This window comes from Pseudomonas sp. 6D_7.1_Bac1 (genome assembly GCF_025465945.1).
GTDB lineage: Bacteria > Pseudomonadota > Gammaproteobacteria > Pseudomonadales > Pseudomonadaceae > Aquipseudomonas.
Window position 1 is genome coordinate 151,668 of record NZ_JANLNW010000006.1, and the last position, 25,995, is coordinate 177,662.

Below are 25,995 nucleotides of genomic sequence, written 5' to 3' on the forward strand. Positions count from 1 at the left end.
GAAAGTGGCTAAGACGTATTTGTCATAATTATTTCACCTTTGATGCCACTGCGTTATATCGATTTGCCATCACCGATCCCACATCCTTCTCCATCCGTGGCCTGTGGCGCAAGTGCAAGGTGTTTCAGCTGATTTACGCCATCGCGTTGCGAGGTCGCACTCGCTGTCTATACTCGGTTTTGAAAAGAGTTAGCTGATAACGCCCGACTGCATAGGCAGCAAGGCCCGGCGATTCAAGTTCGTAGTCTGAAAAAGCCGCTCCCTTGCCGCCGGTGTTAGCCGGCGGGATAACAAGAACGATAAGGGGAACCCGCAATGATGCGACATCCACACGTCTGGATGGGCCTCCTGTTGTGGTCATTTTTCAGCCAGGCGCAAGCCGCCTGGACGATGAATATGACGCCTGGAGCGACTGAAATCAGTCACGCAGTATTTGACCTGCACATGACCATCTTCTGGATCTGTGTGGTGATCGGCATCATCGTTTTCGGCGCCATGTTCTGGTCGATGATCGTCCATCGACGCTCCACCGGCCAGGTGGCCGCCAAATTCCATGAAAGTACGACGATCGAGATCCTCTGGACGGTGGTGCCTTTCATCATTCTGGTGGCAATGGCCGTTCCGGCTACCGTGACCATGATCAAGATGTACGACACCAGTGAGTCGGATATCGACATCCAGATCACCGGTTATCAGTGGAAGTGGCATTACAAATACCTGGGCCAGGATGTCGAGTTCTTCAGCAACCTGGCCACACCGCAAGAACAGATCCACAACCAGGCCGTGAAAGGCGAAAACTACCTGCTGGAAGTCGATCAGCCGCTGGTGCTGCCGGTCGGTGCCAAGGTGCGCTTTCTGGTGACCGCCGCTGACGTGATCCATTCCTGGTGGGTGCCGGCGTTCTCGGTCAAGCGCGATGCCATACCCGGGTTCGTCAACGAAGCCTGGACCCGTGTCGACAAGCCCGGTATCTACCGCGGACAGTGCTCCGAGCTGTGTGGCAAGGACCATGGCTTCATGCCGATTGTGGTCGATGTCAGAACCCAGGCCGATTACGACACCTGGCTGGCCGATCGCAAAGCCGACGCCGCCAAGCTCAAAGAGCTGACCAGCAAAGAGTGGACGCTCGACGAACTGAAGGAGCGCGGCGACAAGATCTATCACACCACTTGCGTGGCCTGTCACCAGGCCGAAGGTCAGGGCTTGCCACCGATGTTCCCGGCACTCAAAGGCTCGCCAATCGCCACGGGCCCTATAGAGGGCCATCTGAATCGGGTTTTCTTCGGCAAGCCCGGCACTGCCATGGCCGCTTTCGGCAAACAGTTGTCGGAGGTCGACATCGCCGCTGTTGTGACCTACGAGCGTAATGCCTGGGGCAACAACAAAGGCGACATGATCACCCCCAAAGACGTACTGGCACTCAAACAGGCGCAAAGCAAATGACCCGGTCTATTGCGTGTTCTCGTGAACGCTTGGGGCTTGGTGCCCCTAGCCGCCCAGCCCACCCGTTTGCAGGAGACAGGACATGAATGCTGTGAGCGATGAACGCGGCCATGCAATCGTCGACAACCACGTCCACGGTCCCGCCAAGGGCCTGATGCGCTGGGTACTGACTACCAACCACAAAGACATCGGCACGCTGTACCTGTGGTTCAGCTTTACGATGTTCCTGCTGGGTGGCTCGTTCGCCATGGTGATCCGTGCCGAACTGTTCCAGCCGGGACTGCACATCGTCCAGCCAGAGTTCTTCAACCAGATGACCACCATGCATGGTCTGGTCATGGTCTTCGGTGCTGTGATGCCAGCATTCGTGGGCCTCGCCAACTGGATGATCCCGCTCATGATCGGCGCACCGGACATGGCCCTGCCGCGGATGAACAACTTCAGCTTCTGGCTCTTGCCGGCAGCGTTTTTGCTGCTGGTGTCGACCCTGTTCATGCCGGGCGGCGGGCCGAATTTCGGCTGGACCTTCTATGCGCCATTGTCGACGACCTACGGGCCGGCAAGCGCAACCTTCTTTATCTTCGCCATCCACCTGATGGGCATCAGTTCGATCATGGGCTCGATCAACGTGATCTCGACCATCCTCAACCTGCGTGCCCCGGGCATGACCCTGATGAAAATGCCGTTGTTCGTCTGGACCTGGCTGATCACAGCGTTCCTGTTGATCGCGGTGATGCCGGTGCTGGCGGGCTGCGTGACGATGATGTTGATGGACATCCACTTTGGCACCAGCTTCTTCAGCGCTGCCGGTGGCGGTGATCCGGTGTTGTTCCAGCACGTGTTCTGGTTCTTCGGCCACCCCGAGGTGTACATCATGATCCTGCCGGCTTTCGGCGCGGTCAGTTCGATCATCCCGGCGTTTTCTCGCAAGCCGTTGTTCGGCTACACCTCAATGGTTTACGCCACGGCCAGTATTGCCTTCCTGTCGTTCATCGTCTGGGGGCACCACATGTTCGTGGTCGGGATTCCACTGGTCGGTGAGCTGTTCTACATGTACGCGACCCTGCTGATTGCGGTGCCGACAGGGGTGAAGGTGTTCAACTGGGTCAGCACCATGTGGCAAGGCTCGCTGACCTTCGAGACGCCGATGCTGTTTGCGGTGGCCTTCGTCATTCTGTTCACCATCGGCGGCTTCTCCGGATTGATGCTGGCCATGGCGCCTGCGGACTTCCAGTACCACGGCACCTATTTTGTGGTGGCGCATTTCCACTATGTGCTGGTGCCTGGCGCGATCTTCGGGATTTTCGCTTCCACGTATTACTGGCTGCCGAAGTGGACCGGGCACATGTATGACGAGACCCTGGGCAAGCTGCACTTCTGGCTGTCGTTTGTCGGCATGAACCTGACCTTCTTCCCGATGCACTTTGTCGGGCTGGCGGGGATGCCGCGGCGGGTGCCGGACTACAACCTGCAGTTCGCCGACTTCAACATGGTTTCCTCGATTGGTGCCTTCATGTTTGGCACAACGCAGCTTCTCTTCCTGTTCATCGTCATCAAGTGCATCCGCGGCGGCCCGCAGGCACCGGCCAAACCGTGGGATGGCGCCGAAGGCCTGGAGTGGAGCATTCCGTCGCCAGCGCCGTATCACACCTTCACCACGCCACCGGAAGTGAAATGAACAGCCTCGGTCTTGTGGGAGAGGGCCGTGCCCATGGCTGACTCTATTTCCTTGAGAAAACTGGTCACCCGTTTGCTGTTGTTGGTGGCCGCCATGTTCGCCTTCGGCTTTGCCCTGGTGCCGATCTACGACGTGATGTGCAAGGCGTTCGGCATCAATGGCAAAACTGGGGGGCAATACGAGGGCGAACAGGTGGTCGACAGGTCGCGGCAGATTCGCGTGCAGTTTCTGTCGACCAACGCGGTGGACATGGTCTGGGAGTTCTACCCCAAGGCCGACGACATGGTGGTCAACCCTGGCGCGGTGAACGAGATGATCTTTGTCGCCCGCAACCCGACCGATCACCCGATGAGCGCCCAGGCTATACCGAGCATTTCTCCTGGCACGGCGGCGGTGTATTTCCACAAGACCGAATGTTTCTGCTTCACCCAGCAGGTGTTGAAGCCCGGTGAGCGAATCGAGATGCCCGTACGTTTCATCGTTGACCGTGAAATTTCCAAGGATGTGAAGCACCTGACGCTGGCTTACACGCTGTTCGATATCACCGCACGTCATCCGCCGGTCGTGGCAAGCACCCATACCGGTCCTTGAGACGTTCAAGCGTGCCCGATAAGGAGAACAATAAATGGCAACTCATGAGCACTATTACGTTCCCGCCCAGAGCAAATGGCCGATCATTGCCACGGTAGGCATGTTCATCACCATGTTCGGACTGGGCACCTGGTTCAACGACCTCAAGGCTGCCCGACCCGAATCCCACGGCCCGCTGATTTTCTTCGTCGGCGGCCTGGTGCTGGCCTATATGCTCTTCGGCTGGTTCGGCACGGTGATCAAGGAGAGCCGATCCGGGTTGTATAGCGCCCAAATGGATCGCTCGTTCCGCTGGGGCATGAGCTGGTTCATCTTCTCTGAAGTGATGTTCTTCATCGCCTTCTTCGGCGCGCTGTTCTACGTGCGCAACCTTTCCGGGCCCTGGCTCGGCGGCGAGGGCGATAAGGGCATCGCGCACATGCTCTGGCCGAATTTCCAGTTCGCCTGGCCGTTGCTGCACACCCCTGACCCGACACTCTTCCCGCCGCCCAAGGAGGTCATCAGCCCTTGGGGTTTGCCGCTGCTGAACACGGTGTTGCTGGTCAGTTCCAGCGTCACGGTGACCGTCGCCCACCATTCCTTGAAAAAGGGCCATCGCGGCGCATTGAAACTCTGGCTGGCGCTGACGGTGCTGCTGGGCTGTGGGTTTCTCGGCTTCCAGGCCAAGGAATACATCCACGCCTATCACGAACTCGGGTTGACCCTGGGTTCAGGCGTCTACGGTGCGACCTTCTTCATGCTCACCGGTTTCCACGGAGCCCACGTGACCATCGGCACCATCATCCTGTTCGTGATGCTGATGCGAATCATGCGTGGGCACTTCGACGCCGATCACCAGTTCGGCTTCGAGGCGGCCAGTTGGTATTGGCACTTCGTCGATGTGGTGTGGATTGGCTTGTTTGTCTTTGTTTACGTGCTTTGACGCGCCGCTTACCAGGGCGCGGTAGACACCAGTTGGCCGCTGAAAAAGCCCCAGGCAATCAAGCCGACGGTGATGGCGGCCAGACTGACACGCACACTCAAGGCGATGACCAGGCGGTTTGAGCTGCTGTCGTCCTTGACCAGAAAAAACAGGCCGCTGAACAGGCTGACAACCGTGGCAATCAGCATCAGGACGATGGCTGCTTTGAGCATGGTGAGACTCCGGGGGAAAGGCGATGCACTTGAGTATAGCTATCCCGTTTAACGACTTTCTGGCGATGCCATGAAGCGTTTTCGGCCGGGCATCGCGCCGACCCTGGTGGTGATCGTGCTGCTGCCGCTGTTGGTCTTCCTTGGCTTCTGGCAGTTGAGCCGGGGTGAGCAGAAACGCGTGATGCTCGACAGTTACGCCGAGCGCCGGGCTGCCGAGCCGATGGCCAGCGTGGAGCTGCAAGGCATCGCCGATCCGGCGTTCCGCAGGGTTCGCCTGCACGGGCAGTTCGATGCCGAGCACAGCTATCTGCTGGATAACCGCTTTCGTGGCGACAAGGTCGGGGTCGAACTGCTGCAACCCTTTCTCGACCAGGACAGCGGGCTTTGGCTGCTGCTCAATCGTGGCTGGCTGCCGTGGCCTGACCGGCGCATCCCGCCGGTTTTCACCACGCCGCAACACGTCGTGAGCCTCGATGCCTGGGTCTATGTCACCCCGGGAACGACTTTCCAATTGCAGGCCGACCCGATAAACGCGCAGTGGCCTCGACTGGTGACCGTGATCAATCCCGGCAAGCTCTGGGCGGAGCTGGGTCGTACGGGCTTCACCTACGAACTGCGTGAAGACGCAGGCCCCGCAGCTTATGAGGCTGGCTGGCCGATCGTGGCAACGGGCATGGGGCCGGAAAAGCATATCGCCTATGCCGTGCAGTGGTTCGCGATGGCGCTGGCACTGTTCGGCCTTTATCTATACTTCGGATGGCATAACGCAAGGGAGAAAAACCATGGGAGCGGCCATGAATCCACTCAACACAGCTGAAGTGCCGAGCCGCAAACCCGGTTGGCGCGGGCGGTTGCAGTTGATCCTGATTCTGCTGGTGGTCGTCGGGCCGATGATCCTCGCCACTGGCATGTACAAACTGCAGTTCTGGGTGCCAGAGAACCGTAGCTATCACGGTGAACTGATAGGCAATGGGCAGAGCCGTAGCGAACTGGGGGTGCAAGCAGACGAGCAACGTTGGCAGATGCTGGTCACGGCTCCACAGGAGTGCTCGGTGGACTGCCAGCAACTGGTTTATCTGGCGCGGCAGATCCAGGTCGGCCTGGGTCGCGAGGCGTCCCGAGCCAGTCATGCCTTGGCCACTGCGCAGCCGGTGAGCGCCGACTACGACGCCAAGCTGCAACGTGAGTATCCGCAGTTGCAGCGCTACCCACTGGATCTGCCGACGTATACCAAGGCGACCCAGGGCAATGACGCGGCGCAACTCTGGATCATCGATCCTCACGGCAATCTGGTGCTGCGTTACGACGCCAAGGTCAAGGGCAAGGACCTTCTCAACGATTTGAACCTGCTGCTGAAACTGTCGAACATCGGATAAGGGCATCGTCATGGCCAAACCTGGATTTCGCCTCGCGCTGTTTGCCACGTTGCTGGCACTGATTGTCGTCTTGCTGGGCGCCTATACCCGGCTGACCCACGCCGGCCTCGGTTGCCCGGACTGGCCGGGTTGCTACGGTTTTATCAGCGTGCCGAAAAGCGAAGCCCAGCTGGCCCATGCCGAGCTGCATTTTCCGGACACCCCGGTGGTTGCCCACAAGGGCTGGAACGAGATGATCCACCGCTATTTCGCCGGCACCCTGGGTTTGCTGATTGTGTTGCTGGCGGCGCGTGCCTGGACCCATCGACATCATCAGGATCAACCCTTGAAGCTGCCCTTGTTCTTGCTGGCGGTGGTGTTTGCCCAAGCGGCGTTTGGCATGTGGACGGTCACCCTCAAGCTCTGGCCGCAGGTAGTGACGGGGCATTTGCTCGGTGGCTTTGCGACCTTGAGCCTGCTGTTTTTGCTGACCTTGCGCTTGTCCGGCGTGTTACCGGCGCTGATCGTGCCGCGACGGTTGCAGTACTGGGCGACAGCCGGGTTGCTGCTGGTGATCGGGCAGATCGCCCTTGGCGGCTGGGTCAGTTCCAACTACGCGGCGGTGGCCTGCATCGATTTTCCTACCTGTCATGGCCAATGGTTACCGCCTGCCGATTTCGCCAACGGCTTTCACCTGACCCAACACATCGGCCCCAATTATCTGGGCGGGCAGCTCGACAACGATGCCCGCACGGCAATTCACCTGACTCACCGCATCGGTGCCTTGCTGGTTACTCTGGTGCTGCTGGGGCTGGCCTGGCAGTTGAAGGTTGTCGGCATGACCCGGCTTGCCGGGCTCGTGCTGGTGGCGCTCGCGGCGCAGATCACTTTGGGCATCAGCAATGTGCTGTTTCACCTGCCGTTACCGGTGGCCGTTGCCCATAACGCGGGCGGCGCGGCGCTTCTGTTGACGATGGTGCTGGTCAATTATCACGCACGAACCAGTCTGGTTCGAGTCAGGCAGCATGCGCCCGGGCGCTGGCGCTTCAGTCCGCGTCAACACACGGCCGGGCCCATAACAATAAAAGGAGAAATGCCATGGCGACTCTGATCGGCGAACGGCAGGGCCGGGCGATCTGGCGTGACTATCTGGAGCTGACCAAACCCAAGGTCGTGGTGTTGATGCTGATCACCTCGCTGGTCGGCATGTTCCTCGCCACGCGTGCCGGGGTGCCGTGGACGGTGCTGGTGTTCGGCAACCTGGGGATCGCGTTGTGTGCGGGCGGCGCGGCGGCGGTCAACCATGTGGTGGATCGGCGCATCGACGCGGTGATGGCGCGCACCCACAAGCGGCCACTGGCCGAAGGCCGGGTTTCACCCAGCGCCGCACTGACCTTCGCGCTGCTGCTGGCGGTGGCCGGGCAGGCCTTGCTGCTGGCCTTCACCAACCCGTTGACGGCCTGGCTGACCCTTGCCTCGTTGCTCGGTTACGCGGTGGTCTACACCGGGTTCCTCAAGCGGGCGACGCCGCAGAACATCGTCATCGGTGGGCTGGCCGGTGCGGCACCGCCGCTGTTGGGCTGGGTTGCTGCCACCGGGCATGTCAGCGCCGAACCGCTGCTGCTGGTGCTGATCATCTTCGCCTGGACCCCGCCGCACTTCTGGGCGCTGGCGATTCACCGCAAGGAGGAGTACGCCAAGGCCGATATTCCAATGCTGCCGGTGACCCACGGCGAACATTACACCAAGATCCACATCCTGCTTTACACCTTCGCCCTGCTGGCGGTGAGCTTGATGCCCTTCGTCATCCACATGAGCGGCTTGCTGTACCTGATCTGCGCCCTCGGGCTGGGCGCGAGGTTTCTGCAATGGGCCGTGGTGCTGTACCGTGGCACTCAGCCGCACGCGGCGATCAACACCTTCAAGTACTCTATTTACTACTTGTTCCTGCTGTTCATCGCCCTGCTTGTAGACCATTACCTATTGTTGAACCTATGACTCGAACCCAGAAAACCGTCTTCATTCTTGTTGCCCTGATCGCATTGGTCCTGGGGCTGACCATCAACAAAGTGCTGTCCGGCAAAGGCCAAGGCGACTCGACTGCACTGATCGACGCCGGGATCATCCTGTTGCCGCAAAGCCGTAACCTGCCAGATGTGCAAATGACCAACCAGGACGGCCAACCGGTTACGATCAATACATTGAAAGGTAAGTGGAGTTTGCTGTTCTTTGGTTACACCTTCTGCCCGGACATCTGCCCGACTACGCTGGCGCAACTGCGGCAGATCAAGAGCGAACTGCCAGCGGATGCGGTCGACAAGCTGCAGATCATTCTGGTCAGCGTCGACCCGAACCGCGACACCCCCAAGCAGCTCAAGCAGTACCTGGGTTACTTCGATCCGCAGTTTGTCGGCCTGACTGCGGCGTCAGTCGAAGACCTGCAAAAAGTCGCCAATGCGGTGAGCATTCCGTTCATCCCGGCGGACACCAGCAAACCCAACTACACCGTCGACCACAGTGGAAACCTGGCCGTAATCGGGCCGGACGGCACCCAGCGCGGGTTCATTCGCGCACCGTTGAACAACACAAAACTGGTGGCCCAGTTGCCGGTGATGCTCAAGCGTCAGTAAACACCCAAGATCCTAATGTGGGAGCGAGCCTGCTCGCGATAGCGGACTGACATTCAAGATCGATGTTGGCAGTGACGGCCCCATCGCGAGCAGGCTCGCTCCCACAAGGTCAGTATTTCAGGCATAAAAAAACGGGGACGCAGTCAATGCGTCCCCGTTTTTTTATCGCGTCAGATCAGAACGCCGGCAGTACCGCGCCTTTGTACTTCTCCAGAATGAAGGCCTTCACTTCCGGGCTGTGCAGGGCGGCAACCAGTTTTTTCATCGCGTCGCTGTCCTTGTCGTCCGGGCGGGCGACCAGGATGTTCACGTAAGGCGAGTCTTTGCCTTCGATGGTCAGCGCGTCCTTGGACGGATCAAGCTTGGCTTCCAGCGCGTAGTTGGTGTTGATCAGCGCCAGGTCGACCTGGGTCAGCACGCGCGGGATGGTCGCAGCTTCCAGTTCACGGAATTTCAGGTCTTTGGTGTTCTCGGTGATGTCCTTGACAGTCGACAGGATGTTTTTCGAATCCTTCAACTTGATCAGACCGGCCTTCTCCAGCAGTAACAGCGCACGGCCGCCGTTGGTGGCGTCGTTCGGGATCACCACGTTGGCGCCGCCTGGCAGCTCAGCGAGGGTCTTGTACTTGCTGGAGTAAGCGCCCAGCGGCTCCAGGTGTACACCGGTAACGCTGACCAGGTTTGTACCCTTGGCCTTGTTGAACTCATCGAGGTACGGCTGGTGCTGGAAGAAGTTGGCGTCCAGGCGCTTCTCGGCAACCTGTACGTTCGGCTGCACGTAGTCGGTGAACACCTTGACCTTGAGGTCGACGCCTTCTTTGGCCAGTGCCGGTTTCACGAACTCCAGGATTTCCGCGTGCGGAACCGGGGTAGCAGCGACGGTCAGGGTTTCAGCGGCCTGAGCGGAGAACGCTGCAACGGCAGCGAACGCGACGAGTAGTTTTTTCATCCAGCAAACTCCTTGTGAGGCACCCTTTCGGGCGCCTGCCAGCCGTGGCCGGCGATTGCATTTATTTTCGGGAAAAGTGCACCACCAGCTTATCGCCGACGGTTTGCAGAACCTGGACCAACACCAACAGCAACACCACGGTCACCACCATCACGTCAGTCTGGAAACGTTGGTAACCGAAGCGGATCGCCAGGTCACCCAAACCACCGGCGCCGACCACACCGGCCATCGCCGTGTAGGACACCAGCGTAATCGCGGTCACTGTGATCGCTGCGAAAATGCCGGGGCGGGCTTCCGGTAGCAAGGCGTTGGTGATGATCTGGCGGGTGGTCGCGCCCATGGCCTGGGTCGCTTCGATGATGCCGCGATCGACTTCACGCAATGCGGTTTCCACCAGGCGGGCGAAGAACGGTGTAGCACCGACCACCAGTGGCGGAATCGCACCGCCGACGCCCAGTGAGGTGCCGGTGATCAGTACGGTGAACGGGATCATCACGATCAGCAGAATGATGAACGGCAGCGAACGCAGGATATTCACGATCAGCGACAGCAGCGCGTAAACACCTTTGGCTTCGAGCAACTGGCGCGGGCTGCACAGGAACAGCAACACGCCCAGCGGCAGGCCAAGCAGCACAGTGAACAACAGTGATCCACCGAGCATCAGCAAGGTGTCGCCAGTGGCTAACCAGATTTCGAACCAGTCGATATTGGCGAAGAAACTCATCAGGGCTTCCATCAGCGCAGCACCTCCATGTGGACGTCTGCGGCAATGAAGCGGGCGAAGGCCGCTTCCATGTCTCCGCCGGTGACCGCCAGGGTCAATTGCCCGTAGGGGGTGTTTTTGATGCGGTCGATACGACCGGCGAGGATGCTGTAGTCCACACCTGTTTCGCGGGCGACGGTGCCCAGCAACGGCGCGTAGGTGGCGTCGCCCTGGAAGGTCAGCCGCACGATACGGCCCGGCACGTGAGCGAAGTCGTCGCGCTGCTCGCTTTCGTCGATCTGCTCGTCTTCCTGAACGAAGCGCTTGGTGGTCGGGTGTTTCGGATGCAGGAACACCTCGGCTACCGGACCCTGCTCGACGATCACGCCAGCGTCCATTACCGCGACCTGGTCGCAGACCCGGCGAATTACATCCATTTCATGGGTGATCAGCACGATGGTCAGGTTCAGCTCGCGGTTGATCTCGGCCAACAGTTGCAGGACCGACGCCGTGGTTTGCGGGTCGAGGGCGCTGGTAGCTTCGTCGCAGAGCAGGATTTTCGGCTTGGTCGCCAGGGCGCGGGCGATGCCGACGCGCTGCTTCTGGCCGCCGGACAGTTGCGCCGGGTACTTCCTGGCGTGGTCGGACAGACCGACACGAGCCAGCAACTCGGCCACACGTTGGTCGATCTCGCTGCGCGACAGTTCACCGGCCAGGATCAGCGGCAACGCGACGTTGTCGGCAACGGTCTTGGAGGCCAGCAGGTTGAAGTGCTGGAAGATCATCCCGACTTGCTGACGGAAACGGCGCAGAGCATTGGCGTCCAGCGCAGTGACTTCTTCGCCATCGACGATGATCTTGCCGCCGCTGGAGTCTTCCAAGCGGTTGATCAGACGCAACAGGGTACTTTTTCCCGCACCGGAATGGCCGATCAGGCCGAATACCTGACCGTTCTCAATCGACAGATTGGTGGGGTGCAGCGCGGGAATATCCTTACCGGCAACGCGGTAAGTTTTATGGACGTTTTGAAACTCGATCACGTAGCGAACCTTGTGGGGCGCGTTAGAAAAGGATCAGCGGTTAGCCGGGCGGGCATTTTAGCCTGTCCGTATAGAGGTTCTTAGCATTTATTTCGCATTCATCCAGTCATTTGGAAATAACGCCATAGACGTAAATGCAAAAGATCGCAGCCTCCGACAGCTCCTCATTGATATTCGGAGTTGCCCAAGGCTGCGATCTTCTCCTTTAAGGCTTACGTGGCGTCAGAACCATCTGTGCCGGGACATTGCGCAGAATCTGCCGTTCGATCTTCAGGTCGAACTCCGAGTCCAGCTTCTTCACCCGTTTGGTCAGCAGCGTGGCCAACCAAGGGTAGTCCTCGGTGCGCGGTGCCTGGATGCTGACGTCGCACTGGTAACTCACCACATCGGCGGCGATCGCATCGAGTTGCCGACGCAGTTGCCTGCTATCGGTGATGTTCAGCGCAACGGTGGTGCTTTCAGCGGCGGGGTCGATTACCTTGGCGACACGCTTGGCTTCGGCGGCTTTGAGGGCAGCCTCAGCCTGGTCGAGCTCAGCTTTGCGCGCATGGGTGATGGCGTTGTTGACACCACCGGTCAGCGCCGGGGCTTTGGGCATCAACGCACGAGCCCGGCTCAGGGCCGTGGCGGCGGCATTCACGTCGCCTTTTTGCAGCACGATCTGGCTGCGTTGCAAGTAGGCTTCGGCGAGCTGCCGTTGATATTGCTCCAGCGACTGATCGTTGGGTGATTCGGCCTGCAAGGCGGCCAGTTGATCCTCGGCGGTGGCCAGTTCACTGCTGGCCAGGCTTTGCTCGAGCTGCGCGATCGCCGTAGCCCGTGCGTCCGGGACCTCGGGGGCCGGCGGCGTGCTTTGGCAGGCGCCAAGCAGCAGCGAAAATGCAACAAGGAGCAGATAACGGGAGGCGAACGGCTTCATTCCTGCGACTCTCTAATTGCGCAAAAAACGAGCAAGTCTACACCCCTCGACGGGGCAGGACAAAACTCAGCAGAAACAGCGCGGCAGCCACCACCACAATCGATGGGCCGGCCGGCGTGTCCTTGAACCACGACAGCGCCAAGCCACCGCAGACCGCGAGTATACCCAGCAAACTCGCGCCCAAGGCCATCTGCTCGGGTGATCTGGCGTGACGTTGCGCCGCAGCCGCCGGGATGATCAGCAAGGAGGTAATCAGCAGCACGCCGACGATCTTCATTGCCACCGCGATCACCACTGCAATCAGCAGCATCAAGGTCATGCGCAATGCCGCCACGGGCAGGCCTTCAACCGTGGCCAGTTCTTCGTGCACGGTAATCGCCAGCAATGGCCGCCACAGCGCCACCAGCAACAGCATCACCGCCGCGCTGCCGCCGAGGATCCACGCAAGATCAGTCGGGCTGATCGCCAGCAGGTCGCCGAACAGATAGGCCATCAGGTCGATCCGCACTTCATGCATGAAGCTTAGTACCACCAGCCCCAGAGAGAGCGTACTCGGCGCAAGAATCCCCAACAGGGTGTCGGAAGCCAGGGGTTGGCGCTGTTGCAAGGTCACCAGCAACACGGCCAGCAACAGGCAGCCGACGGTGACCGCGATGGTCGGGCTGACATCCAGCAGAAAGCCCAGCGCCACGCCAAGCAGCGCTGCGTGGGACAGGGTGTCGCCGAAATAAGCCATGCGCCGCCAGACCACGAACGATCCCAGCGGACCTGCGACGGCGGCCAGGGCCAGGCCTGCGAGCAGGGCGTACAACAGAAAATCAGCCATGCTTGCAGCTATCTCCATGAACGTGGGTGTGAGCGGTCGGTGCCGCGCTGACGACAGAGCCATGCAGGTCGTGGGCGTGGTCGTGATGGTGGTGATAGATCGCCAGGCTCTGCGCGTTTTTGCCGAACAGCTCGACGAACGCCGGGTCGCCGCTGACCTGTTCGGGATGCCCGGAGCAGCAGACGTGGCGATTGAGGCAGACCACCTGGTCGGTGGTGCTCATCACGAGGTGCAGATCGTGGGAAACCATCAACACTCCGCAACCGTGGCGGTCGCGCAGGCGGGTGATCAGGCTGTAGAGCTCGGCTTGTCCGGCCACGTCGACGCCTTGCACCGGCTCGTCGAGCACCAGCAACTCGGGCTCGCGCAACAGGGCGCGAGCGAGCAGCACGCGCTGCATTTCACCGCCGGAAACGCTCTGTACCGGGCTGTCGATCACTTGTTCGGCACCGACTTCCTTGAGCGCCGCCAAGGCGCGCGCACGGTCTACACCCGGCACCAGGCGCAAGAAGCGCAGCACCGAGAGCGGCAGGGTCGGGTCAACGTGCAGTTTCTGCGGCATGTAGCCGACCCGCAGTTTTGGCTTGCGCCAGACGCTGCCGCTGTCGGGTTTGAGCAAGCCAAGCACGGCGCGGACCAAGGTGGTCTTGCCGGCGCCGTTGGGGCCGATCAGGGTGACGATCTGCCGTGGCTCGACGCTCAGCTCAATGTTGTCCAGCACGCTTTGCCCGGCAAAGGTCACTGCAACCTGATTGAGGCGGATCAACGCAGTGCTCATCAAGCCCCCTGGCAACCCGAGCAGAGACCGACCACTTCGACGGTCTGGCCCTCGACCACAAACCCGACGTCGTTGGCGCTGTGGATGATGGTGTCGCTGATGGATTTCTGTTCGAGCTCGATGGCCGCATGGCATTCGCGGCAAATCAGGAACTGGCCCTGGTGGGCGTGCCCCGGATGATTGCAGCCAACGAAGGCGTTGAGCGAGGAGATGCGATGCACCAGGCCGTTATCCAACAGGAAGTCCAGCGCACGGTACACGGTCGGCGGCGCGGCACGACGGCCATCCTGCTCGCTGAGTACCGCCAGAATGTCGTAGGCGCCCAGCGGCTTGTGGCTTTGCCAGACCAGTTCCAGCACCCGCCGACGCAACGCGGTCAGGCGCAGACCCTGACGTGCGCAAATGACATCGGCCTCGGACAACGCGCTGTGCACGCAGTGAGAGTGGTCGTGGGGACGGCTGGCTAGCGGTGTTTTAGGCATGAGCGGCGACGAGTTTTGTGAGAGACGTTATTATGTTACCCGTTCTCGCCTCTTTGAGTGGTCATCGTGTCCAGACTTTTTGCCATTTTCGTCACATTTACTGCTGGTCTGTTTGCGATCAGTGCTGCTCATGCCGAGGTGAATGTACTGACCAGTATCAAACCCCTGCAGCTGATTGCTGCTGCGGTGCAGGACGGTGTCGGGGTTCCCGAGGTGCTGCTGCCTCCGGGCGCTTCGCCGCATAACTATGCCTTGCGCCCTTCCGACGTACGGAAGGTGCAGTCGGTGGATTTGCTCTACTGGATCGGTCCGGACATGGAAGGTTTCCTGCCACGCGTGCTCAAAGGCCGCAGCCTGCCGGCGGTGGCTGTGCAGGACCTGCCAGGCTTGAAATTGCGCCGCTTCGCGCAAGACAGCCACTCCCACGCTATCGATGCCAACGAACACGATCACGACCACCGCCCCGGCAGCCTTGATGCTCACCTCTGGCTGTCGCCGGTCAATGCGCGAGTGATCGCGGCAAAAATTGCCGCCGATTTGAGTGTTGCCGATCCGGCCAATGCGCCGCGCTATCAGAGCAACCTCAAAGCCTTCGATGAGCGTCTGGACGCGCTGGATCTGCGCTTGAAAGCGCGCCTGGCGGGCATCGCAGGCAAACCTTACTTCGTGTTCCATGAAGCGTTCGATTACTTCGAAGACGCTTACGGCCTCAAGCACACCGGCGTGTTCAGCGTGGCCGCAGAAGTGCAGCCAGGTGCCCAGCACGTTGCCGCGATGCGGGCGCGCTTGCAAGAAGTCGGCAAGACGTGCGTGTTCAGCGAGCCGCCACTGCGCCCACGCCTGGCCGAGACGCTAGTGGCCGGTCTGCCGGTGAAACTGGCGGAGCTGGATGCATTGGGCGGTTACACGCCGGCGGCGGCCAAGGGCTACGAGCAGGTGCTGGAGAAATTGGGGAATGATTTGGCGGGGTGCCTGGAGTCGCTGTAACTTCTGAGCGCAGAACCTGTGGCGAGGGGGCTTGCCCTAATGCCAGTCAGTTAAGGGGTCACTTCCCTGTGGCGAGGGAGCTTGCTCCCGCTGGGGCGCGAAGCGGCCCTAAAAATGGGACTGCTACGCAGTCCAGCGGGAGCAAGCTCCCTCGCCACAATTTACAGTGCGAACGGCAATGGCGTGCTGACCTGCTGGCGCTGAGCCAGGCGCTGCTGAAACTCCATCGGATCGTGAATCAGCACGTCCTGCCCGGCAAAGGACTCGGCGGCGATCAAGCGCGACAGCCAGAACCGCACACACGCCACCCGCAGCATTGTCGGCCAGAGCTCGGCTTCGGCGGTGGTGAACGGACGCAGTGCCGCATAGGCGCCGAGCAATGCCCTCGCTCGTGGGCCATCAATCAAGCCATCTTCGTCCGAGCACCAGTCATTCAGGGCAATCGCCACGTCGTAGAGCATCGGGCCGGAACAGGCGTTGTAGAAGTCGATCAGCCCGGTCAGGTGCGTGCCTTCAAACATCGCGTTGTCGCGGAACAGGTCGGCGTGGATGTTGGCCCGAGGCAGCGCCAGGATTTTCGTCTTCTGTTCAGTGATTTCGTTCAAGGCGCGTTGCAGCAGATTGCTTTGCGCGGCGTTCAGGTGCGACAGCAGTTGGGTGCCTTCTTCGAGCATCCAGTCCAGGCCACGATCGGTTTTACGCTTGATCATGTGGTCTTTGGTCGCCAGGTGCAGGTGCCCCAGTAACTCACCGACTTGCGCGCAATGCTGCGCGTTGGCTTCCTTGATGTGCTTGCCGGCCAGCCGTGGTTGCAACAGCGCGGGTTTGCCAGCCAGCTCGCGCAGGGCGATGCCGTCGGTGGTACGCAGGGCGTAAGGCACCGGCAGGTCGGCGTCATGCAGCACGTCGAGCAGCTCGATAAAGAACGGCATTTCCTGCACGGGGCCGCGCTCAACCAGGGTCAGGACAAACTCGCCCTGCTCCAGGCTGATGAAGAAATTGGTGTTTTCGCTACCTGCGGCAATCCCCTGGAAATCAAGCAGGCGGCCGAGCCCATAAGGGGCGAGAAAGGTTTCCAGCTCGGGCCGAGCCAGGGGGGTGAACACAGACATGGTTAAAAACTGCTCAGTTCGGGCGCCGCGATTGAGCGAGCGCCGATTAAAGTTAAGAAACTACTTCCACGTAAAAATTTCCCACGACGGAATCAGCATATCCGGCTGATCCGAGCGGATATAGTTTGCATCCGTTCCGTCCGCACGTATCAGAAAGTACGGCTTTCCGCCCTTTGGCGTGACCTTGATTGCATACACAAAGCCGTTTTGACGGTACTCCTGAATGACTTTGTCACCTTCGGTGTGGATCGTGACTTCCGGCTCAGGCGTCGGTGCATCATCGGCTGCCATGACGGCCAGGGGAGTCATTGCAAAGAAGCCAGCCAGCAACAGGCGATTTAGTGAGCGCATGATAACCTTGTCCCTTTGTCGTCAACGGTCCCGCTATTCTAGCGCCGGACCCGCCGAAAAGGTTGATCCTGCTCATGAGCCAAGCCCCCCTCGTCCTGGTGGACGGTTCTTCTTACCTGTACCGCGCCTTTCACGCGCTGCCACCGTTGACCACGTCCAAAGGCCTGCCGACCGGCGCGGTCAAGGGCGTGTTGAACATGCTCAAGAGTCTGCGCAAGCAGTACCCGGACAGCCCGTTCGCCGTGGTATTCGACGCCAAGGGCGGGACATTTCGCGATGACATGTACGCCGAATACAAGGCTAACCGCCCGAGCATGCCCGACGACATGCGGGTGCAGATCGAGCCATTGCACGCGAGCGTGATCGCCCTGGGCTTTCCGCTGCTGTGCGTCGAAGGCGTTGAGGCCGACGACGTGATCGGTACACTGGCCCGCAGCAGCGCGGCTGCTGACCGTCCGGTGGTGATCTCCACGGGCGACAAGGACATGGCGCAACTGGTCGACGGGCACATTACCTTGGTCAATACCATGACCGGTAGCGCGATGGACGTGGCTGGCGTGAAGGAGAAATTCGGCGTCGCTCCCGAGCAGATCATCGATTACCTGGCATTGATGGGCGATTCCTCCGACAACATTCCGGGCGTGCCGGGTATCGGCCCGAAGACGGCGTCTGGCCTGTTGGTGGGTGTTAACGGCGGCCTTGTCGAGCTGTATGCGCAGCTCGATATCGTCCCGACCTTGCCGATTCGTGGCGCTAAAACGCTGCCGGCCAAGCTTGAAGAGCACAAGGAGATGGCGTTCCTCTCCTATCAACTGGCGACCATCAAAATCGACGTGCCACTGGACGTTGGCCTCGATGATTTGCACTTGCGTGAACCGGACCGTGAAAAGCTCGCCGAGCTCTACACGTTGCTCGAGTTCAAGAGCTGGTTCGAAGACCTTCAGCGTGAGGCCAAGCGAGCGGGCCAGGAAGTGGTGGCGGTGGTTGAAGAAGCCGTGGCCGACGACGATGGGCCCAAGTACACCACGATCCTCACCCAGACTGATTTCGACATCTGGCTGAAGAAACTGCAAAACGCCAAGCTGTTCGCCTTCGACACCGAAACCACCGGTGTCGACGCGCAGCAAGCGCAACTTGTCGGGCTGTCGTTCGCTGTACAGGCCAACGAAGCGGCCTACATCCCGCTGACCCATTCCTACATGGGCGTGCCGGATCAACTGGATCGCGACACTGTGTTGCGCGCGCTGAAACCGATTCTGGAGGACCCGAGCAAGCTCAAGGTCGGCCAGCACGCCAAGTTCGACATGAACATCCTGGCCAACTGCGCCATAGGTGGTGATCAGGGCTGCGGCATCATGGTGCAAGGCATCGCCTTCGACACCATGCTTGAGTCCTACGTGCTGGACTCCACTGCGACCCGTCACGACATGGACAGCCTGGCGCTCAAGTACCTGAGCTACACCACCACCAGCTTTCAGGACATCGCGGGCAAGGGCGCCAAGCAACTGACCTTCGACCAGATCTCCCTGGAACTGGCCGGGCCGTACGCCGCCGAAGACGCCGACGTGACGCTGCGTCTGCATCAGACCCTGCAGGAAAAACTCAATGCCATTGCGAGCCTGAACAAAGTCCTGAACGAAATCGAGATGCCGCTGGTGCCGGTGTTGGCGCGTATCGAGCGTCAAGGTGCGTTGGTCGACGCGAACCTGCTGGGCATCCAGAGCGTTGAGTTGGGCGACAAGTTGGTTGCGCTGGAGCGTGAGGCGTTTGCCATTGCCGGTGAAGAATTCAACCTTGGTTCGCCGAAGCAATTGGGTGTGATCCTGTACGAAAAACTCGGGCTGCCGATTCTCAGCAAAACTGCCAAGGGCCAGGCTTCAACCGCCGAAGCGGTGCTGGCGGAACTGGCCGAGCAGGATTACCCGCTGCCCAAAGTGCTGATGCAGTACCGTTCCTTGAGCAAGCTTAAAAGCACCTACACCGACCGTCTGCCGGAGCAGATCAACCCGCGCACCGGGCGGATTCATACGTCCTACCATCAAGCGGTGGCAGCGACCGGGCGTTTGTCGTCCAGTGATCCAAACCTGCAGAACATTCCGATTCGTACCGCCGAAGGTCGACGGATTCGTCAGGCGTTCGTCGCGCCCAAAGGCTACAAGCTGCTGGCGGCGGACTATTCGCAGATCGAGCTGCGGATCATGGCTCATCTGGCCAAGGACGAAGGGTTGTTGCATGCGTTCCGCAACGACCTGGACGTGCACAAAGCCACCGCTGCCGAGGTGTTCGGGGTTGAGCTGGCGGACGTCACGACTGACCAACGGCGCAGCGCCAAGGCGATCAACTTCGGTCTGATCTACGGCATGAGCGCATTTGGCCTGGCCAAGCAGATTGGCGTCGACCGCAAGCAGTCCCAAGCCTACATCGACCGTTATTTCGCCCGTTACCCTGGCGTGCTTGAGTACATGGAGAGAACCCGCGCCCAGGCGGCTGAGCAGGGTTTTGTCGAAACCATCTTCGGTCGTCGCCTGTACCTGCCGGATATCAACGCGAAAAACCCTGCCCTGCGCAAAGGCGCCGAGCGCACGGCGATCAACGCGCCGATGCAAGGCACCGCGGCGGACATCATCAAGAAAGCCATGGTGGCGGTGGATAACTGGCTGACGACGTCAGGTCTGGACGCCAAAGTGATTCTGCAAGTGCACGATGAATTGGTGCTTGAGGTTCGCGAAGACCTGGTCGATCAGGTTCGTGAGGAGATTCGCGTTCACATGAGCGGCGCAGCGACTCTGGATGTGCCACTTTTGGTGGAAGTCGGCGTCGGAAACAATTGGGATGAGGCGCACTAAGCCGGTTAGAAGTGGCTTTTTGTCGAGGGCAATGCCGCGGCATAGTGTCGCGGCGAATCACTGGCGAAGGGCTATTAGTTCGGAAAATTCTTTGGGTTATTCCCAATGGGTTTTGAAATTAATCGGAACTAAATCCGTGAACCGCCACTCAGAGTTACTGAATGGGTGGTGAAGCCCTTCGATGCTCCTATGTTGTGTTAAGTGTTGGCAGATATCTGGACCCCGCCCTAGCGGTCCGGAAATTTAGACCCCGAATTACTCCCTCCCCATACGTAATTCGGGGTTTTTTTTGCCTGAAAACTGCCTGTGGAACCATCATGCGGCGTTAAAAGCGCGGTTCGAAATGCTCATTTAGGTCCCTAAACTCCGCTTTCGAACCGCGCTTTTGCCTTGCCTGATGGTCCCACAGACAGTTTTCTGTATCCCCCTAAAAGCTTATTGAGCTTCTGTCTCGGCGCCCTTGTCCGCCAGTTCCATCCAGTTCGCCAATACAGTGTAGGCGTCTTCCAGGCCCAGGCGTTTGGGTGCCGAGAACAGCTGGATGGTCACGGTTTCGCCCCAGCCTTTACGGATTTCCGCTTGAACTTTGAGCAAGGTGTTCTTCGCAGCGCCGTAGGTCAGTTTGTCGGCCTTGGTCAGCAGAATGTGCATTGGCATGCCGCTGGCCACAGCCCAGTCGAGCATCAGCAGGTCGAAATCGGTCATTGGATGACGGATGTCCATCATCAGAATCAAACCCTTCAGACTCTCACGGCTGCCCAGATAGGCTTCCAGGTGGCGCTGCCAGTGCATCTTCAACGGGATCGGCACTTTGGCGTAGCCGTAACCCGGCAGGTCGACCAAACGGCGTTCATCGTCTAGCTTGAAGAAGTTCAAGAGTTGCGTGCGACCTGGCGTTTTCGAGGTGCGAGCCAGGCTGGCGTGAGTCAGGGTGTTCAGGGCGCTCGATTTGCCGGCGTTGGAACGCCCGGCGAAGGCCACTTCAAAGCCTTCGTCGTCAGGGCATTGGTCGACTTTGGCGGCGCTGAGCATGAACGTGGACTGTTGGCACAGACCGAGGATGGGGTTCTTGAGTTGCATGGGATTTCCGATGTGGGCGGTGCCGAGAATGGTCGCAAAGAGCAGCGTCGTTTCCGTTTCAGTGACGCCAGTATATAATGCCGCAGATTTTGTGTGCGCTTTGTCCCGGCGTAGGATGAAGTTCACGAGAGCGATTGACCATGATTGCGCACTAGAACGCAGCACGCTCTCAACCCTGAAAAGGTCGTTTTATGACGAAATGGCTGCTAGCTGCCGGTGTCGTGATGCCGCTTTACAGCGCTCAGGCTACACAGGATCCGGAAGCTGTGTACAACCGTGTTTGTGGAGCCTGTCATTCCGGCCAACTCCCAACGGCGCCTCAAAAGGGTGATCAGGAAGCTTGGGCGCCAAGACTGGCGCAAGGTATGGAGACGCTGGTGCAACACGTGACCCAGGGTTTCAAGGCGATGCCGCCGCGTGGTTTGTGCATGGACTGCAGTGCCGAGGATTACCGAGCAATCATCCAGTGGATGAACGAGTGATCCCGGTCCATAACTCTTTAACCCTTAGCCGTAGTTGGATTAGCTGATGAACAAATTGATCGTGAGTCTGCTGTTGACCCTGGGGATCTCCGGCATTGCCCATGCTGCAGGCGATGCGACCGCTGGTCAGGCGAAAGCCGCAGTGTGTGGCGCCTGTCATGGTCCGGATGGCAACAGCATGGCGCCAAACTTTCCAAAGCTGGCGGGTCAGGGTGAGCGTTACCTGAACAAGCAATTGCACGACATCAAGTCGGGCAAGCGCACCGTTCTGGAGATGACCGGCCTGCTGACCAACCTGAGCGATCAGGACCTGGCCGACCTCGCTGCCTACTTTGCCAGCCAGAAAGGCAGCGTCGGCGCAGCAGACCCGAAAGTCGTGGCTCACGGTGAAGAGTTATTCCGTGGTGGAAAACTGGATCAGGGCATGCCTTCGTGCATCGGTTGCCACTCGCCTAACGGTGCAGGCAACGCCGCTGCTGCCTTCCCGCATCTGGGTGGCCAGCATGCTCAATACATCGCCAAGCAGCTGACCGATTTCCGTGAAGGCAACCGTACCAACGACGGCGACACGAAAATCATGCAAAGCATTGCTGCAAAAATGAGCAACAAGGACATCGAAGCAGTGTCCAGCTACATTCAAGGCCTGCACTAAGGCCGGTTGAGCGGGCGTTGCGCAGGGTGCTGAACTCGCGCAATGTTAACGCTCGATTAATCCTTCGATGCAAGCATAAAAAGGGTGGCTTTGGCCGCCCTTTTTTGTGGCCGCTGCCGTTACACTAGTCAACTAAAGCCCGCCATGACCTATCAGAAAACAGGCCGCGCGAGGCGACCCAATTTGTCCAGGAGTAAAGCATGCGTAATCTGATTCTCAGCGCCGCACTCGTCACTGCCAGTCTGTTCGGCATGACCGCCCAAGCTGCCGAACCGCTTGAAGCCGGTAAGCAATATGTTGAATTGAGCAGCGCCGTTCCGGTGGCTGTGCCTGGCAAGATCGAAGTCGTGGAGCTGTTCTGGTATGGCTGCCCGCACTGCTATGCATTCGAACCGACCATCAATCCTTGGGTTGAAAAACTCCCTGCCGATGTGAATTTCGTGCGTATTCCAGCCATGTTCGGCGGTATCTGGAACGTGCACGGTCAGTTGTACATCACCCTGGAAGCGATGGGCGTGGAGCACAAGGTTCACAAAGCCGTGTTTGAAGCGATCCACGGTGGCAAGAAGCTCGCTACCCCGGAAGAAATGGCGGAGTTCCTGGCTGGCGTAGGCGTCGACAAGGAAAAGTTCCTGAGCACCTACAACTCGTTCGCCGTCAAAGGCAAAGTTGAAGAGGCCAAGAAAAAAGCGGTGGCCTATCAGATCTCTGGTGTACCGACCATGGTCGTCAACGGTAAATACCGCTTCGACCTGGGCACTGCCGGCGGTCCTGAAGGTACCTTGAGCGTGGCTGACCAGCTGATCGCCAAAGAGCGAGCAGCGGTTGCCCACTAAGCGCGGCGCCTGCCATGCGACGCTGGGGCACTGAACGTCTCGTTGGCCTGCACGACCCGCAGGTCAACGAGCATCACCTGGAATCCTCGGGCTTGCCCGCAGACAGCCGTTTGCGTTTGCTCAGCTTCAATATCCAGGTCGGCATCAGTACCGAGCGGTATCGGCATTACCTGACCCGTAGCTGGCAGCATTTGCTGCCGCACACCGGTCGAGCGGATAACCTGCAAAAAATCGGCAATCTGCTGGGTGACTACGATCTGGTCGCTTTGCAGGAAGCCGATGGCGGCAGCCTGAGATCAGGCTACGTCAATCAAGTCGAACACCTGGCCCAACTCGGCGCCTTCCCCTACTGGTATCAACAACTCAATCGCAACCTGGGTCGCCTCGCTCAGCACAGCAATGGAGTGCTCAGCCGTTTGCGCCCGTGGGCGATTGAAGATCATCCGCTGCCCGGGCCCAAGGGCCGTGGTGCGATTCTCGTGCGGTTCGGCGAGGGGCCGGAGGCGCTGGTGGTCGTGATGATGCACCTGGCGTTGGGCGCACGCGTGCGGACGATGCAGTTGGCCTACATTCGAGAGCTGATCGGCGACTTTAAACATCAAGTGCTGATGGGTGACATGAACACTCACGCCAGTGATCTGTTGCAAACCTCACCGCTGCGTGACCTCGGTCTGCTCGCGCCACAAGTCGAAGCGACCTTCCCCAGTTGGCGCCCGCAACGCTGTCTGGACCATATTCTGCTCAGCCCGACGTTGATACTCGAACGAGTCGAAGTGCTGGCACAACCGATTTCCGATCACCTGCCGGTCGCGGTAGAGATTCGTCTGCCGGGTTCGCTCACGGCCGACGCATTGCCCGCGTTGAGTCCGGCCTTTCGCGGAACCCCTGAATGAGCGACGAAGCACAGCGCTGGAAAGAGAAATACCTCAAAAGTATCGAACAGCAGGAAAAGCTCGAGCGTCGCTGGGATGCCCGCCTCGACTTGCTGCGTCGCGGGCTGGTGCGCAGCACGCTGGCCGCTGAGGGTACCGACCGTGCGGTTGACCAGTGCATGAAGGAAATGCGCGAAGTCATCCGCACCAACGATATGGATGCAGGGTTGGCTGCATTGCTGCCGCGCCTGGAAAAAGCCGTGCTCGACTCCGAGCAGCGTCGCGAGACCCGGGTCGATCAAATCGGCACGGCGTTGACCGCTTTGGTCAGTCAGCTCCAGACGTTGCCGTTGCCGCGCGAGATCAGCCGTCCACTCAAGGCTTTCGCCAAGCAACTGGACGGCCGGGTCAGCCAGGCGCGTGAGATCCCTTTGCTGCTGGGTGAGCTCAGTGGTTTGCAAGGTCAGGCGCTGAGCCTGTTGGAAAACCCCGCCGAGCCAAGCCGCCCAGGTCTGCTACAACGCTTGTTTGGTAATCGAGACGCGGAGGCTCAGGCTGGTGAAGCCAGTGCGCCTCAGCACGAAGCACCTGCCCCGAGCCCCGTCGAGCAATCGCCGGCCCGTGTTGTAGAAGCGATGCCTGAGCCGGTGCGTGAGTCACCGACGCCGATCCAGGTTGCTGTCCCAACGGTTGAGGAAATCCCGTCACCGGCCGCGCAAGTGCCGCACGCTGTGATTACAGAGCCAGAGCCAGAGCCAGAGCCAGAGCCGCCTCAGTTGCTGGAAGAAACAAAGCCATTGCCTGAAGTGGTAGCTTTTGTTCCTCCTGTACTTGCCGCCGAAGCACCGCGTGCCAAAGCGCTGGTAGCGGATCAGGGTCTGCCTGATGTGGGTACGCTGGAAGAGCCGCAGGCTATTTCGCTACCCAACCCGACGACGACTTCCGACTCAATGGTGATCAATCCCGACGAGCTGACATCCGTTGTCCCTCAAGCGGGCGATGAAACCTTGCTATTACTCGGCAGCCTTTCGCTCCCGCCGACGATGGCAGAAGCTCCGGCAGCTCTGGACCCAGAACAACCAGAGCAGGATGCTCTGTATGCACTGCCGGATTCGCCGGAACCGTCCTACAGCTCGGTGGCCAAGCACATCGAAGACACGTTGCTGGGTCTGCTGGACGATTTGTCGTTGCCCGAGCGTCACCGACCGCAAGCCGAGGCAATGCGCGATCGGCTGCAAAATGGCTTGAACTGGTACGAGTTGCTGCCGATTCTCGATGATCTTGCGGTGTTGATGCTGGCGATTACCGACAGCGGTCAGCATGAGTTCGAGGTCTACCTCAAGCAACTCAATGAGCGACTGGAGTCCTTTCAAAGCAACCTGCAAGCCGCCAGCGAAGGTCATGCCGACAACCGCTCTGCGGCGCGGGAGATGGACACGCAGATCCGTGAGCAGGTCGATGGCCTGCAGAGCAGCATGCAGGACGCCGCGGATCTGGAAGGCCTCAAGCATGTGCTGGAGAACCACCTCGAAGGGCTGCTCGGCACCATGGATCAGCACCAGAAGCAGCGCGATGAGCGTGAGCAGGAAGTGGCGGCACGCCTGCAAGGCCTGGCCGAGCGGGTCGCGAGCATGGAGCAGGAAGCTCAGGGCTATCGCGAACACCTTGAAGAGCAACGCCAGAAAGCCCTGGTCGATCCGCTGACCGGCTTACCGAACCGGGCGGCCTGGAGTGAGCGTCTGGAGCACGAGATTGCCCAGTGGCAGCAACACGGCAATTCGCTGTTGCTAGCGATGCTCGATCTCGACCACTTCAAGCGAATCAATGATAACTACGGCCACCTGGCCGGTGACAAAGTGTTGAAGATCATTGCCAACGTGCTGCGCAAGCGCCTGCGCGGTACGGACTTCATTGCCCGTTTCGGTGGTGAGGAGTTTGTCCTGCTGGTACCCAACACCCCTTTGGCGGTCGGTGCCAGGTTGGCGGAAACCCTGCGCGCGGCTATCGAAGCCTGTCCGTTTCACTTCAAGGGTGAGCGCGTGACGATCAGCGTATCCGTGGGAATGACGGCATTCAAAGCGGGAGAACACAGTGATCTTGTGCTGAAAAGAGCCGATCAGGCGCTTTACCGGGCGAAAAATGCCGGGCGTAACCGAGTGGAGCTGGGCTGACGACAATTGGTCCATTCTGTTTAATGCCAAGCATTTGCCGGCCCAGAAGCAGGCAGTACGTTACACTGTTGCATAACT

Annotated in this window: 27 protein-coding genes; 16 read left to right on the forward strand and 11 right to left on the reverse strand. The window is 59.7% G+C overall.

The genetic code is table 11. The annotated features are described in order from the left end of the window. Window positions 1-315 precede the first annotated feature (315 nt). The 4 genes from coxB to NTD87_RS02015 all read left to right on the forward strand — a co-directional run bounded on the left by coxB (window position 316) and on the right by NTD87_RS02015 (window position 4,634). Entirely contained in the window at window positions 316-1,443 is a 1,128-nt protein-coding gene (coxB, locus tag NTD87_RS02000; RefSeq protein WP_262111506.1) for a cytochrome c oxidase subunit II, read from the forward strand. An 82-nt stretch (window positions 1,444-1,525) separates the two neighbouring features. Further along, complete coding sequence (ctaD, locus tag NTD87_RS02005; RefSeq protein WP_262111507.1) at window positions 1,526-3,121, forward strand: cytochrome c oxidase subunit I; 1,596 nt, start codon at window positions 1,526-1,528, stop codon at window positions 3,119-3,121. A gap of 33 nt (window positions 3,122-3,154) precedes the next feature. Then, window positions 3,155-3,712: a cytochrome c oxidase assembly protein gene (locus NTD87_RS02010; RefSeq protein WP_262111509.1), complete on the forward strand. Its 558-nt coding sequence runs from the start codon at window positions 3,155-3,157 to the stop codon at window positions 3,710-3,712. Window positions 3,713-3,746: 34 nt separating this feature from the next. Next, window positions 3,747-4,634 (forward strand): cytochrome c oxidase subunit 3, encoded by an 888-nt coding sequence (locus NTD87_RS02015; protein WP_262111510.1) that lies wholly within the window; start codon window positions 3,747-3,749, stop codon window positions 4,632-4,634. A gap of 8 nt (window positions 4,635-4,642) precedes the next feature. Here the strand turns inward: NTD87_RS02015 and NTD87_RS02020 are convergent, their stop codons facing one another. Beyond that, entirely contained in the window at window positions 4,643-4,846 is a 204-nt protein-coding gene (locus NTD87_RS02020; RefSeq protein ID WP_262111511.1) for a twin transmembrane helix small protein, read from the reverse strand. Window positions 4,847-4,916: 70 nt separating this feature from the next. On the opposite strand from NTD87_RS02020, the gene NTD87_RS02025 reads away from it, so the two are divergent. From NTD87_RS02025 to NTD87_RS02045, 5 genes are read left to right on the forward strand one after another with little or no spacing between them, the layout of a single operon-like run. Then, a complete protein-coding gene (locus NTD87_RS02025) occupies window positions 4,917-5,663 on the forward strand; it encodes an SURF1 family protein (RefSeq protein WP_262111513.1) in 747 nt (248 codons plus the stop codon). Next, the gene (locus NTD87_RS02030) at window positions 5,629-6,222 is read left to right on the forward strand and encodes a hypothetical protein (protein WP_262111514.1); all 594 of its coding nucleotides are present in this window, start codon (window positions 5,629-5,631) and stop codon (window positions 6,220-6,222) included. The genes NTD87_RS02025 and NTD87_RS02030 overlap by 35 nt, the downstream gene beginning before the upstream one ends. A gap of 10 nt (window positions 6,223-6,232) precedes the next feature. Beyond that, window positions 6,233-7,312 carry a COX15/CtaA family protein gene (locus tag NTD87_RS02035; protein ID WP_262111515.1) on the forward strand — a complete coding sequence of 360 codons (1,080 nt, stop codon included), beginning with the start codon at window positions 6,233-6,235 and terminating at the stop codon, window positions 7,310-7,312. Next, complete coding sequence (cyoE, locus tag NTD87_RS02040) at window positions 7,300-8,199, forward strand: heme o synthase (protein ID WP_262111516.1); 900 nt, start codon at window positions 7,300-7,302, stop codon at window positions 8,197-8,199. Before NTD87_RS02035 ends, cyoE begins: the two co-directional genes overlap by 13 nt. After that, window positions 8,196-8,831, forward strand: coding sequence for an SCO family protein (locus NTD87_RS02045; RefSeq protein ID WP_262111517.1), 636 nt, complete (start codon window positions 8,196-8,198; stop codon window positions 8,829-8,831). Before cyoE ends, NTD87_RS02045 begins: the two co-directional genes overlap by 4 nt. 175 nt (window positions 8,832-9,006) lie before the next feature. Here the strand turns inward: NTD87_RS02045 and NTD87_RS02050 are convergent, their stop codons facing one another. From NTD87_RS02050 to NTD87_RS02080, 7 genes are all read right to left on the reverse strand, one after another. Continuing rightward, window positions 9,007-9,780 carry a MetQ/NlpA family ABC transporter substrate-binding protein gene (locus NTD87_RS02050; RefSeq protein ID WP_262111519.1) on the reverse strand — a complete coding sequence of 258 codons (774 nt, stop codon included), beginning with the start codon at window positions 9,778-9,780 and terminating at the stop codon, window positions 9,007-9,009. A gap of 61 nt (window positions 9,781-9,841) precedes the next feature. Next, window positions 9,842-10,516 carry a methionine ABC transporter permease gene (locus NTD87_RS02055; protein WP_262111520.1) on the reverse strand — a complete coding sequence of 225 codons (675 nt, stop codon included), beginning with the start codon at window positions 10,514-10,516 and terminating at the stop codon, window positions 9,842-9,844. After that, entirely contained in the window at window positions 10,516-11,523 is a 1,008-nt protein-coding gene (locus tag NTD87_RS02060; protein WP_262111521.1) for a methionine ABC transporter ATP-binding protein, read from the reverse strand. The genes NTD87_RS02055 and NTD87_RS02060 overlap by 1 nt, the downstream gene beginning before the upstream one ends. Window positions 11,524-11,728: 205 nt before the next feature. After that, entirely contained in the window at window positions 11,729-12,442 is a 714-nt protein-coding gene (locus NTD87_RS02065; protein WP_262111522.1) for a PA5502 family lipoprotein, read from the reverse strand. 37 nt (window positions 12,443-12,479) lie between these two features. Next, on the reverse strand, window positions 12,480-13,268 hold the full coding sequence (gene znuB, locus NTD87_RS02070; RefSeq protein ID WP_262111523.1) for a zinc ABC transporter permease subunit ZnuB: 789 nt from the start codon (window positions 13,266-13,268) through the stop codon (window positions 12,480-12,482). Next, window positions 13,261-14,046, reverse strand: a complete 786-nt coding sequence (gene znuC, locus NTD87_RS02075; protein ID WP_262111525.1) for a zinc ABC transporter ATP-binding protein ZnuC — start codon at window positions 14,044-14,046, stop codon at window positions 13,261-13,263. Before znuC ends, znuB begins: the two co-directional genes overlap by 8 nt. Beyond that, window positions 14,046-14,528, reverse strand: a complete 483-nt coding sequence (locus NTD87_RS02080; protein WP_262111526.1) for a Fur family transcriptional regulator — start codon at window positions 14,526-14,528, stop codon at window positions 14,046-14,048. The genes znuC and NTD87_RS02080 overlap by 1 nt, the downstream gene beginning before the upstream one ends. Before the next feature lie 57 nt (window positions 14,529-14,585). Here NTD87_RS02080 and NTD87_RS02085 point away from each other — a divergent pair, with 57 nt between their 5' ends. Next, entirely contained in the window at window positions 14,586-15,515 is a 930-nt protein-coding gene (locus tag NTD87_RS02085) for a zinc ABC transporter substrate-binding protein (RefSeq protein ID WP_262111527.1), read from the forward strand. Window positions 15,516-15,676: 161 nt separating this feature from the next. Here NTD87_RS02085 and NTD87_RS02090 read toward each other — a convergent pair whose 3' ends face one another. Continuing rightward, window positions 15,677-16,627 (reverse strand): homoserine kinase, encoded by a 951-nt coding sequence (locus NTD87_RS02090; protein ID WP_262111528.1) that lies wholly within the window; start codon window positions 16,625-16,627, stop codon window positions 15,677-15,679. A 60-nt stretch (window positions 16,628-16,687) separates the two neighbouring features. Further along, the gene (locus NTD87_RS02095) at window positions 16,688-16,978 is read right to left on the reverse strand and encodes a DUF2782 domain-containing protein (RefSeq protein WP_262111529.1); all 291 of its coding nucleotides are present in this window, start codon (window positions 16,976-16,978) and stop codon (window positions 16,688-16,690) included. 74 nt (window positions 16,979-17,052) lie between these two features. Between NTD87_RS02095 and polA the strand changes: the two genes are divergently transcribed. Next, a complete protein-coding gene (gene polA / locus NTD87_RS02100) occupies window positions 17,053-19,824 on the forward strand; it encodes a DNA polymerase I (protein WP_262111530.1) in 2,772 nt (923 codons plus the stop codon). Between the two features lie 435 nt (window positions 19,825-20,259). Here the strand turns inward: polA and yihA are convergent, their stop codons facing one another. Next, window positions 20,260-20,904 carry a ribosome biogenesis GTP-binding protein YihA/YsxC gene (gene yihA / locus NTD87_RS02105; RefSeq protein ID WP_262111532.1) on the reverse strand — a complete coding sequence of 215 codons (645 nt, stop codon included), beginning with the start codon at window positions 20,902-20,904 and terminating at the stop codon, window positions 20,260-20,262. Window positions 20,905-21,095: 191 nt separating this feature from the next. Here yihA and NTD87_RS02110 point away from each other — a divergent pair, with 191 nt between their 5' ends. The 5 genes from NTD87_RS02110 (at window position 21,096) to NTD87_RS02130 (ending at window position 25,917) form a co-directional block, all read left to right on the forward strand. After that, window positions 21,096-21,386 carry a c-type cytochrome gene (locus NTD87_RS02110; protein WP_262111533.1) on the forward strand — a complete coding sequence of 97 codons (291 nt, stop codon included), beginning with the start codon at window positions 21,096-21,098 and terminating at the stop codon, window positions 21,384-21,386. A gap of 46 nt (window positions 21,387-21,432) precedes the next feature. After that, the gene (locus NTD87_RS02115; RefSeq protein WP_262111534.1) at window positions 21,433-22,038 is read left to right on the forward strand and encodes a c-type cytochrome; all 606 of its coding nucleotides are present in this window, start codon (window positions 21,433-21,435) and stop codon (window positions 22,036-22,038) included. A 200-nt stretch (window positions 22,039-22,238) separates the two neighbouring features. Next, window positions 22,239-22,874 carry a thiol:disulfide interchange protein DsbA/DsbL gene (locus tag NTD87_RS02120; protein ID WP_262111535.1) on the forward strand — a complete coding sequence of 212 codons (636 nt, stop codon included), beginning with the start codon at window positions 22,239-22,241 and terminating at the stop codon, window positions 22,872-22,874. A gap of 14 nt (window positions 22,875-22,888) precedes the next feature. Beyond that, on the forward strand, window positions 22,889-23,767 hold the full coding sequence (locus NTD87_RS02125) for an endonuclease/exonuclease/phosphatase family protein (protein ID WP_262111537.1): 879 nt from the start codon (window positions 22,889-22,891) through the stop codon (window positions 23,765-23,767). Continuing rightward, window positions 23,764-25,917, forward strand: a complete 2,154-nt coding sequence (locus tag NTD87_RS02130) for a diguanylate cyclase (protein ID WP_262111539.1) — start codon at window positions 23,764-23,766, stop codon at window positions 25,915-25,917. The genes NTD87_RS02125 and NTD87_RS02130 overlap by 4 nt, the downstream gene beginning before the upstream one ends. Window positions 25,918-25,995 lie beyond the last annotated feature (78 nt).

What these genes read in the sequence shown, in the direction of transcription:
- NTD87_RS02015 (WP_262111510.1), top strand. Translation starts at nt 3,747, where the DNA reads ATGGCAACTCATGAGCACTATTACGTTCCCGCCCAGAGCAAATGGCCG.
- NTD87_RS02045 (WP_262111517.1), top strand. Translation starts at nt 8,196, where the DNA reads ATGACTCGAACCCAGAAAACCGTCTTCATTCTTGTTGCCCTGATCGCA.
- NTD87_RS02035 (WP_262111515.1), top strand. Translation starts at nt 6,233, where the DNA reads ATGGCCAAACCTGGATTTCGCCTCGCGCTGTTTGCCACGTTGCTGGCA.
- znuB (WP_262111523.1), bottom strand. Translation starts at nt 13,268, where the DNA reads ATGGCTGATTTTCTGTTGTACGCCCTGCTCGCAGGCCTGGCCCTGGCC.
- NTD87_RS02120 (WP_262111535.1), top strand. Translation starts at nt 22,239, where the DNA reads ATGCGTAATCTGATTCTCAGCGCCGCACTCGTCACTGCCAGTCTGTTC.
- yihA (WP_262111532.1), bottom strand. Translation starts at nt 20,904, where the DNA reads ATGCAACTCAAGAACCCCATCCTCGGTCTGTGCCAACAGTCCACGTTC.
- NTD87_RS02080 (WP_262111526.1), bottom strand. Translation starts at nt 14,528, where the DNA reads ATGCCTAAAACACCGCTAGCCAGCCGTCCCCACGACCACTCTCACTGC.
- cyoE (WP_262111516.1), top strand. Translation starts at nt 7,300, where the DNA reads ATGGCGACTCTGATCGGCGAACGGCAGGGCCGGGCGATCTGGCGTGAC.
- NTD87_RS02125 (WP_262111537.1), top strand. Translation starts at nt 22,889, where the DNA reads ATGCGACGCTGGGGCACTGAACGTCTCGTTGGCCTGCACGACCCGCAG.
- NTD87_RS02110 (WP_262111533.1), top strand. Translation starts at nt 21,096, where the DNA reads ATGACGAAATGGCTGCTAGCTGCCGGTGTCGTGATGCCGCTTTACAGC.
- NTD87_RS02010 (WP_262111509.1), top strand. Translation starts at nt 3,155, where the DNA reads ATGGCTGACTCTATTTCCTTGAGAAAACTGGTCACCCGTTTGCTGTTG.
- NTD87_RS02095 (WP_262111529.1), bottom strand. Translation starts at nt 16,978, where the DNA reads ATGCGCTCACTAAATCGCCTGTTGCTGGCTGGCTTCTTTGCAATGACT.
- NTD87_RS02065 (WP_262111522.1), bottom strand. Translation starts at nt 12,442, where the DNA reads ATGAAGCCGTTCGCCTCCCGTTATCTGCTCCTTGTTGCATTTTCGCTG.
- znuC (WP_262111525.1), bottom strand. Translation starts at nt 14,046, where the DNA reads ATGAGCACTGCGTTGATCCGCCTCAATCAGGTTGCAGTGACCTTTGCC.
- NTD87_RS02090 (WP_262111528.1), bottom strand. Translation starts at nt 16,627, where the DNA reads ATGTCTGTGTTCACCCCCCTGGCTCGGCCCGAGCTGGAAACCTTTCTC.
- NTD87_RS02115 (WP_262111534.1), top strand. Translation starts at nt 21,433, where the DNA reads ATGAACAAATTGATCGTGAGTCTGCTGTTGACCCTGGGGATCTCCGGC.
- NTD87_RS02030 (WP_262111514.1), top strand. Translation starts at nt 5,629, where the DNA reads ATGGGAGCGGCCATGAATCCACTCAACACAGCTGAAGTGCCGAGCCGC.
- NTD87_RS02025 (WP_262111513.1), top strand. Translation starts at nt 4,917, where the DNA reads ATGAAGCGTTTTCGGCCGGGCATCGCGCCGACCCTGGTGGTGATCGTG.
- NTD87_RS02050 (WP_262111519.1), bottom strand. Translation starts at nt 9,780, where the DNA reads ATGAAAAAACTACTCGTCGCGTTCGCTGCCGTTGCAGCGTTCTCCGCT.
- NTD87_RS02055 (WP_262111520.1), bottom strand. Translation starts at nt 10,516, where the DNA reads ATGGAAGCCCTGATGAGTTTCTTCGCCAATATCGACTGGTTCGAAATC.
- polA (WP_262111530.1), top strand. Translation starts at nt 17,053, where the DNA reads ATGAGCCAAGCCCCCCTCGTCCTGGTGGACGGTTCTTCTTACCTGTAC.
- NTD87_RS02020 (WP_262111511.1), bottom strand. Translation starts at nt 4,846, where the DNA reads ATGCTCAAAGCAGCCATCGTCCTGATGCTGATTGCCACGGTTGTCAGC.
- coxB (WP_262111506.1), top strand. Translation starts at nt 316, where the DNA reads ATGATGCGACATCCACACGTCTGGATGGGCCTCCTGTTGTGGTCATTT.
- ctaD (WP_262111507.1), top strand. Translation starts at nt 1,526, where the DNA reads ATGAATGCTGTGAGCGATGAACGCGGCCATGCAATCGTCGACAACCAC.
- NTD87_RS02130 (WP_262111539.1), top strand. Translation starts at nt 23,764, where the DNA reads ATGAGCGACGAAGCACAGCGCTGGAAAGAGAAATACCTCAAAAGTATC.